Annotated in this window: 10 protein-coding genes; 3 read left to right on the forward strand and 7 right to left on the reverse strand. The window is 70.4% G+C overall.

What is annotated here, in order from left to right:
• Window positions 1-87 precede the first annotated feature (87 nt).
• The 6 genes from EO776_RS06245 to glpA all read right to left on the reverse strand — a co-directional run bounded on the left by EO776_RS06245 (window position 88) and on the right by glpA (window position 7,705).
• Window positions 88-288: a DUF7576 family protein gene (locus EO776_RS06245; protein WP_049929846.1), complete on the reverse strand. Its 201-nt coding sequence runs from the start codon at window positions 286-288 to the stop codon at window positions 88-90.
• A 92-nt stretch (window positions 289-380) separates the two neighbouring features.
• A complete protein-coding gene (locus EO776_RS06250; RefSeq protein WP_094519532.1) occupies window positions 381-1,787 on the reverse strand; it encodes a CRTAC1 family protein in 1,407 nt (468 codons plus the stop codon).
• 80 nt (window positions 1,788-1,867) lie between these two features.
• Window positions 1,868-2,860, reverse strand: coding sequence for a hypothetical protein (locus tag EO776_RS06255; protein ID WP_049929843.1), 993 nt, complete (start codon window positions 2,858-2,860; stop codon window positions 1,868-1,870).
• Window positions 2,861-2,988: 128 nt separating this feature from the next.
• Entirely contained in the window at window positions 2,989-4,497 is a 1,509-nt protein-coding gene (locus tag EO776_RS06260; protein ID WP_086215701.1) for an anaerobic glycerol-3-phosphate dehydrogenase subunit C, read from the reverse strand.
• On the reverse strand, window positions 4,494-5,873 hold the full coding sequence (gene glpB / locus EO776_RS06265) for a glycerol-3-phosphate dehydrogenase subunit GlpB (RefSeq protein ID WP_094519531.1): 1,380 nt from the start codon (window positions 5,871-5,873) through the stop codon (window positions 4,494-4,496). The genes EO776_RS06260 and glpB overlap by 4 nt, the downstream gene beginning before the upstream one ends.
• Window positions 5,873-7,705, reverse strand: a complete 1,833-nt coding sequence (gene glpA, locus EO776_RS06270) for an anaerobic glycerol-3-phosphate dehydrogenase subunit GlpA (protein ID WP_086215703.1) — start codon at window positions 7,703-7,705, stop codon at window positions 5,873-5,875. The genes glpB and glpA overlap by 1 nt, the downstream gene beginning before the upstream one ends.
• 380 nt (window positions 7,706-8,085) lie before the next feature.
• Between glpA and glpK the strand changes: the two genes are divergently transcribed.
• Complete coding sequence (gene glpK, locus EO776_RS06275; protein WP_049929837.1) at window positions 8,086-9,624, forward strand: glycerol kinase GlpK; 1,539 nt, start codon at window positions 8,086-8,088, stop codon at window positions 9,622-9,624.
• A complete protein-coding gene (locus tag EO776_RS06280; RefSeq protein WP_094519530.1) occupies window positions 9,625-10,791 on the forward strand; it encodes a hypothetical protein in 1,167 nt (388 codons plus the stop codon).
• Between the two features lie 113 nt (window positions 10,792-10,904).
• Here the strand turns inward: EO776_RS06280 and EO776_RS06285 are convergent, their stop codons facing one another.
• Window positions 10,905-11,303, reverse strand: a complete 399-nt coding sequence (locus EO776_RS06285; protein WP_094519529.1) for a hypothetical protein — start codon at window positions 11,301-11,303, stop codon at window positions 10,905-10,907.
• 160 nt (window positions 11,304-11,463) lie between these two features.
• Here EO776_RS06285 and EO776_RS06290 point away from each other — a divergent pair, with 160 nt between their 5' ends.
• Window positions 11,464-11,667, forward strand: coding sequence for a hypothetical protein (locus EO776_RS06290; protein ID WP_049929833.1), 204 nt, complete (start codon window positions 11,464-11,466; stop codon window positions 11,665-11,667).
• Window positions 11,668-11,714: the final 47 nt, after the last annotated feature.

An 11,714-nucleotide genomic window follows, 5' to 3' on the forward strand; every position in this document is an offset into this window, starting at 1 on the left:
CCACCCCCGCGGGCAAAAAGCCTCCCGCCGCCGTCTTCGCCGCAATGAACCGCGGCGTCCGGTCGCGGCGCCCCCGCGCCGACCCGGCTACCCTCCCGCAGACGGCCGCTCGTCGTCCCACTCCTCGCGGCACGACTCCGAGCAGAAGTGTCGGTGGACGATGTCGTCGCCGTCGACCCACGTGATCGTTCGACGACCGCTCCCCAGCGCCGGCTGGCCGCACGTGGCGCACCCGGGCGCGGACTCCTCGTCGACGTCCTCCTCGAGGTCCGAGGTCGGATCTACCATACCTCCCCGTACGTCCGGGGGCACTTGAACCCGCGAAGGGCGGCAGTTCTGGCCACGACGACGCCCGACCCTCGGCGGGACGGGTCCGGCAGCTACCGCCTCGTTCGCGCGTCGCGGTCGGTCGCCCTGCGCGACGGGTGTTCGACGGTGATCTCTCGGTCGGGGCTCGGCCCGACGACGGTCCGCTCGCGGCCGTCGGGCCACCGCACGTCCACGCGCAGCGGCTTCGCGCCGCCGAGCCCGAAGTGCGCGACCGGCTCCGTCTGACAGAGGCAGCCGCCGCCCGCGTCGATCGCCCGCCGCTGGACGCCGTCGGCAGTCTCCAGCGTGACGACCGCGCCGCGCGCCGGCGCGCCCTGCCGCGTCGTCGGGCGCACGCGGAGCCAGCCGGCGTCGGGCGCGTCCGTGGCGCCGTACACCGTCACCGGCTGCGCGGCGACCTCGCCGTGGACGACGAGGAGTTCGAGGGCCCCGTCGCCGTCGACGTCGGCCGCGACCGCGCCGGTGCCGAACCCGTCCGGCTCCGCGGCCGGCCCGGGCGGGACGGGCTCCCACCCCGGCGGCTCGCCCGGGCGGTCGACGCGCTCGAACAGCCGGTTCTCCGCGCCGCAGACGTTGAAGAAGAGCTCCTCGCGCCCGTCGTTGTCGAAGTCCGCGGCGACGACCGTCCGGACCGCGCCCACCTCGCGGAGCGGGGCGGGGGCCACGTCGTCGTAGCCGCCCGCCGGCGAACAGCGCAGGAGGCGGCTGGGCGCGGCCTCGTTGCCGACCGCGAGCGCGAACGTCCCGCCCTCGTCGACGACCGCCGCGCCGCGGGTGTCGCCGCTGGGATCGGAGAGGGCGGGACCGCCGTCCGTGCGGTCGTAGTGGCCGTCGCGGTTGCTGAACAGCCGGTTCGGTCCCCCCTCGACGCCCGCGAACAGGTCGCCCTCGCGGGAGCGGTACGGGACCGCGAGCAGCGACCGACAGCCGCCGTCGACCTCCAGCCCGACCGCCTCGGCCATGTCGGTCACCTCGCCGTCGTCGCCGAGCTCGTAGAACGCGAGCGGGGCGGCGTAGCCCGAGACCGCGACGCCGTACCGGCCGGTCCCCAGTCGGTCGAGCGCCGCGACCGACCGGCCCGCGCGGACGTCGAGGCGGTCGGCGTTCACCTCCCGCGCGAACACGTCGGTCCAGCGGTACCGGTCGGCCTCCAGTCGGCTCAAGAGGAGGTCGGGGTCGCCGCCGTCGACGCCGCGCGCGCAGTTGTGAACGTACACCTCCTCGCAGCCGTCGGCGTCGAGGTCGGCCGCGCACACGCCCATCCCGTGGCGCGTCCCGTCGGCGACGATCCCGCAGGCGGTGTCGACGTAGCGGCCGTCCTTCCGGGCGTACAGCCGATTCGGCTCGCCGTAGCCGGCGACGAAGACGAGCGGTCCGTCGCGGCCGGGCGTCACCGCGACCCCGTATCCGCGCATCGGGCGTCCGTCGTCGAGGAGACCGGACCGCTCCGTGAACATGGCCGCCCGTCACCGCTCCGAGAATATGAACGCACGGGTTGGATACGAGCGGCTCCCGCGGTGAGAAATGGTAACCGAGGCTATAGGTTCCGCTCGATGTACCGGTTCACCCGCGATATCCGGTCGGCGTCGAACGTCCATAGCCCGCGCCAGACTCGCGGCTCCGTCTCGACCGCGAGGAGTCCGACGCCGCCCTCGACACCGCGCTTGAGGTCGCTACTCGGGTCGCTCGCGGCCGAGTGCGGTCCCTCCGGCGGCCGGTACACCACGAACCAGCTATCTGTGAAGTCCGGGTCGTTCCCGGCGTGGATCACGGCGTCGAGGTCCGCCGGGAGCCTGTCGGGGACCCCGTAGAGGTGCGTGTCGACGGCGGTCTCGGTGACGCGCTCGTAGACGTTCCGCGTGCCGACCTCGTCGTCGATCCGCGAGAGCCGCTGGAACGACGAGCGCAGGGTGCCGTCGCCGGCGGCCCACGCCGCGCGCTCGATGAACCGCGAGATGGTGATGAGGAGCAGCTTCTGTCGGTTCGATTCGGGATACCCGCGGAGCGTGAACGTCGCGTCGCCGAGGCCGCTTATCACCGACGGGAGATCGACGTCGCCGAGGGACCGGCTGCCGGTGACGTACAGGTCCGAGTTGACGAAGAGCACCGCGTCGCCGAGTTCGGCGAGCGTCGAGCCGGCGACCACCTCGCCGCCCTCCATGAGCAGCACGAGGTTCTCGATCTCGTCGGGGTCGCCGCCGTCGAACGGAACGTCGTCGTGGCGGCGAAGCACCTCGACATCGAGGGAGGGGACGGTCCCGGTGTCATCGTCGAGCACGCCGGTCGTCGCCAGTTCTCGGGCGGTGAGACCGTGCGTCCGCTCGCCGCTCGCGGCTCCGGCTGGCCCCGCGCCGTCGGTGACTCGTCGATCGCCCGAGCCGGTGATCACGCGGCCGTCGACCACTCCCACCGCGTCGTCGCCGAACGTGTCCACGAGCATGTTCAGCACGGGGTCCGGGTCGGTCCGGTTGACGATGACGACGGAGCGCTCGGGGCCGTCGAAGCGATCGAGAAACTGTTCGAGTGTCACGTGTACCGGTGTGGGCGTGTCCTCCTCATAAGGATTCTCGCACAGTTATCGCGTCCGATAACCACCGGTGAGCGGGGAAACCGCGACGTGCCGAGTCGGGTCCGGCGCGGGGGCGGAGCGACGGGACCTTACGCTCCCAGCGCGTCCTCGAGCAGCTGGAGCGGGTGTTCGATCTCGTAGCCGGTCCCGTGTTCCATCTGCATCGCGCAGGTCGGGCACTCGGTCATCCCGACCTCGCCCTCGGCGTCCTCCATGTGCTCGAACATCTCCGCGCCGATCTCCATCGACTTCTCGTACTTCTCCTCCTTCCAGCCGTAGGTGCCGGAGATGCCGGAACAGGAGTCGCCGACGTCCTCCATCTTCACGCCGTCGACGTCGCGGAACGTCTCGACTGCCTGCCGGGAGAGCCCCTGATTCCGGGCGTGACACGGCGCGTGATACGCGAAGGCGCGCTCGTCGTCGAGCCCGCCGGCCTCGTCGAGCGCCTCCTCTAGGTCCTCGTGGATGCGGAGGTACTCCAGCGCCTCGAAGGTGTGCTCGGCGACGTCGTCGATCCCGTGGAGGTCGAACAGCTCGGGGTACTCCTGGCGCAGCGACAGCGAACAGGAGGTACAGGAGGCGATCACGTCCGCGCCGTCGGCGATGGCCTCGACGAGGTTCTCGACGTTCGTCTCCGCGTGGCGGCGGGCGTCCTTCAGCATCCCGTTCGCGAACATCGGCGTGCCCGAGCACTTCTGGGGCGGGACCATCACCTCGTAGCCGAAGTGCTCGTAGACTGAGACCAACGCCTTGCCGACCTCGGGCGTGTTGTAGTTGGAGTAGCAGCCGTGGAAGTACGCCACGCGCTTGTCGGGGTTCTCCACCTGTGCGCCGCCGCGCGCCTTCCACCACTCGCGGAACGTCTCCGTGGCGAACTCGGGGAAGTCGCGCTCCTTCGGGATCCCCATAACCTTCTCCATCGCCCACCGCGCGGGGCCGAAGTTCATCGCGAACGATGCGGTCCGGGGGAACATACTCGCGAGGCTCGCCGAGGTGCGGTAGTTCGCTAACACCCGATTCCGGATGTACTCGACGGAGAGCTTCTCCATCTGGCGCTCGACGAACTGCCCGCGGGCCTCGTTGTGCATCTGGGAGAGCGGCACTCCCGAGGGGCAGGCGTCGTCACAGCGCATACAGTTCGAACAGGAGGTGATCGACTCGTCGATGTCGTGGTCGTCCTTCCGTTTGAGCCGCCACTGCTCGGGGCCCTGGAACTTCGGCCCGGGGAACTCGTCGTCGACCTCAGCCACCGGGCAGGAGGTATCGCAGCTCGTACACTTGTAACAGGAGTCGGCCCCCTCGCGGAGGTCGAGGTCGCCGCCGGGGAACACGTCGACCGGGTCGTACGCGTCCGGGTCGAGCTCGGTCGAATCCGCTCCGGCCGAGGCGCTTTCGACGCCGCCGTCGGTTGCGGCGCGGTCGCCCGCGGTCGCGTCCGTCTCCGCGACTTCCCCCTCGTCGGGGACGAACACCGACGGCTGCTCGTCGCGGCCGGACTCCGGGACGCCCGGCGTCGGCCCCTCGTAGCCGCCGTCGCTCGACTCGGTCGCCTCGTTCGACTCCCCCGCGTCTCCGTCGTCGTCCGTGTGTCGTGTCATTGGTTCGCCTCCGTCGCCGCCTGTCGCCCGGCCGCGAGGCCGGTCGCAAGCGACACCCCGCTCGCGGACTTCTCCCGCGCCGCGTCCGCGCCGCCGACGACGCCGCCGGCCGCGAACACGTTCTCGTACTGTACCGTTCCCTCGGCGTCCGTGGGGCGACACCGCTCGTCGGGCCGGACCCCGAACCGCGCGTACGGCTGGTCGCCGAACGCGTCGTCGACGAACCACTCGTACCGGTCGTCCGGCTGGTCGACGTGGAGGTCGAGGACGGGCTCCCGGACCCCCTCCCGGTCGGAGTCGAGCCCCTTCCCGACGAGCCCGCCGGTCGCTAGCACGAACGCGTCGGCGCCGTACGGCGCCGTGCGACCCTTCCGATCGACCGCGACCGTCTCCACGCGACCGTCGGTCGCGGACTCGACGCCCACGACGGGGTTCCCGGTCTCGAACCGGACGCCCTCGGCGTCGAGCGCGTCGAACAGGCGGTCTTCGAGCCGCAGGCCGGGGAGGCTCGGCGGGCCCATCGGGATCTCGAACACGTCGGCGCCGAGCCGGTCAGCGAGTTCTTCGCGGACCTCCTCGCCCCGGTCGTCGCCCAGGAACGCGGGGAAGCCGACCCGCTCGACGCGGTCGACGCCGCCTGCCTCGTCGACCACGTCGTGGAGGTGCGGCGCGACCGCCTTCGCGAGCGCCTCGCGGGCGGGGACGCCGTCTATCTCCTCGTCGTGGTCGAGCGCCTTCGCGAGCCGGGTGATCTTCGCGTCGGCGCGGAACGCCTCCGCGAACTCGACCTCCGCGCCCGCGGCGTCGAACGGCACGCCCGCGGCCTCGAGCCGCCCCGCGAAGGCGCGCGCGTCGTACTCCGTGAGCGACCGGAACCCGACGACCAGCATCGGGCGGTCGTCGCTCGCGAGCCCCGCCTCGGCGGCCGCGGGGTAGCGCGCCGTCGGCTTCACCGCGCCGCCGAACGTCGGGACGAGGGCGTTGCGGTCGGTGTGGCCGCCGCGGTACGCGTCGCCCGCGAGGTCGTCGAAGAGGTCGAGCCCCTCCCGGAGCGCGTCGCTCCCGACGACCCGATACGGGTGCGACTCGGGGAGCCGGTCGATCCCCTCGAACGGGTCGGCGAGCGGCCCCTCCGGGTCCGGCCACTCGTCGCGGTCGAGGTTCCGGCCCGCGGTCGGCGGCCCGTCCCGGAGCGGCTTCGCGGGCTCGGTCGCCGGGACGTAGCCGAGCGCGTCGATCAGCCCGGAGGCCTGCCGCAGCGTGCTCGACTTGTGCGAGACGAGCCGCACGTCCGCGCCCTCGCGGGCAGCCGAAACCGCGGCCGTGATCGCGGCGAGGCCGCCGCCGATCACGAGCACGTCGCTGTTTATCGCCATCAGCGCCCTCCGTCGGTGGCCGCGTCGTCACTTGCGCGGCCCCCGTCGGTCGCCGCGTCGTCGCTTGCGCGACCCCCGTCGGTCGCCGCGTCGTCGCTTGCGCGGCCACCGTCCGCGGCCGCGGTCCCTGTGTCGCCGCCGGAGCCGTCGGCGCCCGGCGCGTCGGCGCCCGCGTCGAACGCGCCGAAGTCCACCTCGCCGTCGAGGTTCGCGGGGTCGCCGTCGCGGTTCATCGTGGTCGCGTGGAGCAGGTGGTTCAGCATCGCCTGCGAGAGCTGTTCGCCCCACAGCGCGTGGCGCTGGCCCTTCCAGCGCTCCTGGTACAGCTCGTCTTCCGCGTCGCGGACGACCGGCTCGGGGTACTCCTCGGCGAGCTCCGACGCGATGCGGTGCGTACAGAAGCCGCCCTGGCAGTTCCCCATCGAGGCGCGGGTCCGCAGCCGGACCGCGTTGAGGTCGGAGCCGGCGTCGTCGACAGCGTCCTGGACCTCCGCGCGGGTCACGCTCTCGCAGTTACAGACGATCGGGTTCGGGTCGTACTCGTCGAGCACGTCGTCGGCCCGGGAGCCGAGCCGCTGGCCCGAGCGCCGCGCGACGGGCGACCGGAGCCCGAACTCGTCCATCAGCTCCTCCATGCGCGCCGGGTCTTCGGAGCCCGGCAGCGGCGCCTCGGCGGTGTCGCAGGTCGCCTCGTGGCCGAGCGTCTCGCAGACGTGGTCGGAGATGGACTCGGCCATCATCCGGTAGGTGGTGAGCTTCCCGCCGACGATGGTCGTCATCCCCGGAAGGTCGTCGCGGTCGCCGTGGTCGAGGAGGAAGTAGTCGCGCGTGATGTCGGTCGGGTCCTCGGTGCCGGTCCCCGGGGGCTCGTACAGCGGGCGGACCCCCCAGAACGAGCGGAGCGTGCGGGCGTCTTCGAGCGCCGGCACGAGCTCCGAGAGCGTCTCGATCATCAGGTCGACCTCCCAGTCCTCCTCGGGGTAGTCCTCGGGGTCGTCGACCTCCTCGTCGGTCGTGCCGAGGATACAGGCGGTCTCGTGGGGGACGATGATGTCGGCGTCGCCCTTCGGCCGACAGCGGTTGATCACGGTGTCGACCTGCCGGGTGTTCATCACTGTCATCACGCCCTTCGAGGGGCGCACCTCCACGTCGACGCCGGCCATCTCGCCGACGTTCCCCGCCCACGCGCCGGTCGCGTTGACGACGTGCCGCGCGCGGATCTCCTCGGTCGTCCCCGGCTCGCGGTGGACGCGCTTCCCCGGTCCCGTCTCGTGTTCGATCTCGACGCCGACGACCTCGCCGTCCTCGACGAGCACGTCGGTCACCGGTGCGTGGGTCTCGATTCGCGCGCCATGCTCGCGGGCGTCCGCGGCGTTCGACACGCAGAGCCGGAACGGGTCGATCGCGCCGTCTGGTAAGGCGATCGCCTTCTCGACGTCGCGCGCGAGGTACGGCTCGCGACGGCGCGCCTCCTCGCCGTCGATCACCTCGGCGGGAATGTTACACGCCTTACATCCCTCCAGCTTCTCCTGGAAGTACTCCTCGGAGTCCTCGGGTCGCTTGACGAACATTCCCCCCGTCTCCTCGACGCAGTGGGCCGCGATGTCGCGGAGAACTCGGTTCTCCTCGATACACTCCTCCGCGCTCTTCTGGTCCGAGACCGCGTAGCGGCCCCCGCTGTGGAGGAGCCCGTGCATCCGTCCGGTCGTGCCGTGCGTCAGGTTCCCCTTCTCGACGAGGACCGCGTCGAGCCCCCGTCGCGCCAGGTCCCTGACGACGCCGCACCCCGTCGAGCCCCCACCGACGACGACGACGTCCACTTGTCTGTCCATGCGAGCCACTTGGACCCCGACCACTTTACTTTACCTCCCGAGGTGCCCCACCCATAACTATCACGGATATTCAAGTAGTGTAATCCCTGCCAGCGCCGATTTATTTATATACTAGACTTTTTCATTCGCGCCGATGTCCGGATTTCAACAGGAAGATTATTATGGTAGTACATTATGTTCACGATCGGCGTGGTAGCTTCCGTGAAGATATGTCGCGGCGGCGGCGGTGCGTCTTCCGGCCGTTTCGGTCCGGCTCCGGACGGGTCGGCCTCGACGGTCGGACGCCGTGACGGCGAACGCGACCCCGGATGCGCCCTCGACGACGAGGCCGAGCCGGTCGCCGACGCACGCGGACCAGCGCCACAGGAGGGATCCACAACATGACACAGTACGTCGGTGCGATAGACCAGGGGACGACCGGGACTCGATTCATGGTGTTCGACCATGAGGGCCAGGTCGTCGCGAACGCCTACGAACAGCACGAACAGATCTACCCGAACCCGGGCTGGGTCGAACACGACCCGATCGAGATCTGGGAGAACACCCAAGAAGTCGTCCTCGACGGGCTCGCCGAGGCCGGGCTCGACGCCGATCAGCTCGAGGCCATCGGCATCACCAATCAGCGCGAGACGACCATCGTCTGGGACAAAGACTCCGGACGGCCGGTCCACAACGCGCTGGTGTGGCAGGACCGTCGGACGACCGACCGCGTCGAGGAGCTACAAGAGGACGAGAAGGTCGAGGAGATCCGCGAGAAGACCGGCCTCGAGGCCGACGCGTACTTCTCGGCGACCAAGACCGAGTGGATCCTCGACAACGCGGAGCCGCTCAAGATGCAGAGCTCGCGCGGCGGCGACCTCCGCGACCGCGCTCGCGCAGGCGAACTCGTGATGGGCACCATCGACTCGTGGCTCATCTACAACCTGACGGGCAACCACATCACGGACGTCACGAACGCCTCCCGGACGATGCTGTACAACATCCGGGAACTGGAGTGGGACGACGAGCTCTTAGACGAGTTCGACGTGCCCAAGGAGATGGTGCCCGAGGTACGCCCCTCCTCCGACGAGGACTACTACGGCCACACGGACGCCGACGGCTTCCTCGGCGAGGAGGTCCCGGTTGCCGGCGCGCTCGGTGACCAGCAGGCCGCGCTGTTCGGCCAGACCTGCTTCGACGAGGGCGACGCGAAGAACACCTACGGCACCGGCTCGTTCTACCTGATGAACACCGGGACCGACGCCGTCGAGTCCGACCACGGACTGCTGACGACGATCGGGTTCCAGATGTCAGGCGAGCCCGTCCAGTACGCGCTCGAAGGGTCCATCTTCATCACCGGCGCCGCCATCGAGTGGCTCGAGGACGTCGACCTGATCAACAACGCGGCACAGACCGCGGAGCTGGCGCGCTCGGTCGACTCGACCGACGGCGTCTACATGGTCCCGGCGTTCACGGGACTCGGCGCGCCGCACTGGGACGGCCGCGCACGCGGGACCATCGTCGGGATGACCCGCGGCACGAGCAAGGAGCACATCGTCCGGGCGACGCTCGAATCGATCGCCTACCAGACCCGCGACATCGCCGAGGCCATGGAGGCCGACTCCGGCGTGGAGACCACGACGCTCCGCGTCGACGGCGGCGCGGTGAAGAACAACTTCCTCTGTCAGCTCCAGTCCGACATCATCCAGACCGACATCGCGCGGCCCGAGGTCGACGAGACCACCGCGCTCGGCTCGGCGTACGCCGCCGGGCTCGCGGTCGGCTACTGGGACAACGTCGACGAGCTGCGCGACAACTGGCAGATCGACCGCGAGTTCACGCCCGAGAAGGACCAGGCCGATGTCGACAAACTCTACGGCCGCTGGGACGACGCGGTCGAGCGCTCGAAGAACTGGGCGATCGACGAGGAGGACGAATAGATGAGCGTCGAACTGCTGCCGGAACTGGCCGTCACGGCCGACACCGTGCTACAGGTCGGCTACGACCCGGGCGCGCCGACCGACGTGATCCAGAGCCTGACCAATCCAGCGATCCTTCTCGGGGCGCTCGCGGGCGGCGCCTTCGGGGCGGCGCTCGGCGCCCTGCCGGCGTTCATCTTCACGGGCTTCCTCGTGATCGGCGGGTCGCTCGGCGGCGGTGGATTCGGCGTGGACGTCGGGTTCGGTCCCGTCTTCGGCCCGCATATCTCCTTCGCGGGAGGTGTCGCGGCCGCCGGTTACGCTGCCAACAAGGGCTATATGGAGTCCGGATTCGACTACCACAACGCGAAGGACATCGGCTTCGCGCTGGGGAGTAAACCCGACATCCTCGCCGTGGGGGCCGTCTTCGGCGTCTTCGGCGTCCTCATCGAGCAGCTCTCCCGGCAGCTGGCGATCCCGGTCGACCCGATCCCGGTGAGCATCGTCATCAGCGCCCTCGTCGTTCGGGCGGTGTTCGGATACAGCATCGTCGGCAAGGTGAGCGACAAAGCGAACGGCTACTTCGACATGGGGCCGTTCGAGCGCGAGCAGATGCGCGAGCCCGGCGAAGTGGTGGGCGACGGCGGCAAGGCCAGCGAGGACCGCCTCGCCGTCGAGCCGTGGCTGCCGAACATGTACAAGTGGTCGCACGTCGCGGCGATCGGCTTCTTCGCCGGTCTCGCCTCGGCCGTCATCACGTACAACATGATCACCGGCGGGCACGGCCTCATCGCCGTGTTCGCCGGCTTCGGGATCAGTGCCGGGTCGCTGCTGTTCCTGAACCTCGGCGTCGACCGGATCCCGGTCACCCACCACATGACGCTGGCGGGGTCGACCGCCTTCCTCTCCGTGTGGCAGGGAGGCATCACGACGCTCACGGACCTCTCGGCGGCCGACCTGACCGCGCCGCTGGCGTTCGGCGCCGCGCCCGCGCTGCTGTTCGGCGCGCTGTTCGGCGTGTTCGCCGCGGTCGTCGGTGAGGCGTCGCAGCGCGTGTTCTACGCGCACTCCGACACGCACTTCGACCCGCCGGCGGCCGCCATCGTGGTCTGGTCGCTGACGCTCGGCCTGCTCGTCATCGCCGGACTGCTCAACTGGGCCGTCTGGATCCCCGGCACGGGGATCTAACGCGTCCTCACTTTCGGCAGGGGTCTTTTATTATGGCACATCGCTCATCCGCGGTCGGTCGGAATCGCCCGGACAGCGACCGGTGTCTCGGTGACGGCGCCCCGGTGCGACCGTCAGTCCGGGAGCAACGCGGAGAAGGCGAGGAACGCGCCGGCGGCGACCGCGGACGCGGCGACGGCGACCGTCGTCACCTCGACGCCGAGGTACCGGGCGACCAGGGCGAGCGCGCCCGCCAGAACGAGCGCGACTCCGACCGCGCCGTGGTGGTAGCGCCCCGCAGTCGGCTGGTCGGCGACCGCCGCCGAGTCGCGGTCGACGAAGATCCGGGCGCCCCACCACACCGAGCCGAACCGGGCGCCGATCCCGATCGCGGCGGCGGCGATCGAGACGAACTCGATGTCGCCGACGGTGAACATGCCGGCACCGAACGCGGCCACGGTCGTCAGGACGGCGACAACTTTGCTCCGGTCGTCGACCGTGTGGAGCGCCTCCACGCCCGGGTCGTTCGACATACCAGTCGTAGTTCGCCCGACGCTGGTATAGGTTTCCATCGGGCGAGTCCCGCGCTCGCTCCCGCGACCGCGGTCGGCGCCGTCGAGGGCGCGCGTCCGGTGAGCCCTCGCCACGGAGCGAACGTGGGGTATTTAATCACCGCGCCGAGGAGGTGGTGGTATGTTGGACCGGCTCGGGCTCGACCGGCGGGATCGGCGGAACCTCCTCGTCGTGATGGCAGTCGTCGCGGCCGTGACGGCGGTGGTCTCGGCGGGAACGATCTCCGTTCGGCTCGTCGTCGGCGTGATAGCCGGCCTCATCAGCGGAGTCGTCTTTGTCGTCTCCACGGCGCTCATCAACCGATACAAACCCGAACACTGGTAACGGGCCGGTCGGCGCGCCGAACCCGCCCGACCGCACCGCCGCGCGCG

The sequence above is a fragment of the Halorubrum ezzemoulense genome (assembly GCF_004126515.1).
Taxonomy (GTDB): Archaea; Halobacteriota; Halobacteria; order Halobacteriales; family Haloferacaceae; genus Halorubrum; species Halorubrum ezzemoulense.

What these genes read in the sequence shown, in the direction of transcription:
- EO776_RS06245 (WP_049929846.1), bottom strand. Translation starts at nt 288, where the DNA reads ATGGTAGATCCGACCTCGGACCTCGAGGAGGACGTCGACGAGGAGTCC.
- EO776_RS06250 (WP_094519532.1), bottom strand. Translation starts at nt 1,787, where the DNA reads ATGTTCACGGAGCGGTCCGGTCTCCTCGACGACGGACGCCCGATGCGC.
- EO776_RS06260 (WP_086215701.1), bottom strand. Translation starts at nt 4,497, where the DNA reads ATGACACGACACACGGACGACGACGGAGACGCGGGGGAGTCGAACGAG.
- glpB (WP_094519531.1), bottom strand. Translation starts at nt 5,873, where the DNA reads ATGGCGATAAACAGCGACGTGCTCGTGATCGGCGGCGGCCTCGCCGCG.
- glpA (WP_086215703.1), bottom strand. Translation starts at nt 7,705, where the DNA reads ATGGACAGACAAGTGGACGTCGTCGTCGTCGGTGGGGGCTCGACGGGG.
- glpK (WP_049929837.1), top strand. Translation starts at nt 8,086, where the DNA reads ATGACACAGTACGTCGGTGCGATAGACCAGGGGACGACCGGGACTCGA.
- EO776_RS06280 (WP_094519530.1), top strand. Translation starts at nt 9,625, where the DNA reads ATGAGCGTCGAACTGCTGCCGGAACTGGCCGTCACGGCCGACACCGTG.
- EO776_RS06285 (WP_094519529.1), bottom strand. Translation starts at nt 11,303, where the DNA reads ATGTCGAACGACCCGGGCGTGGAGGCGCTCCACACGGTCGACGACCGG.
- EO776_RS06290 (WP_049929833.1), top strand. Translation starts at nt 11,464, where the DNA reads ATGTTGGACCGGCTCGGGCTCGACCGGCGGGATCGGCGGAACCTCCTC.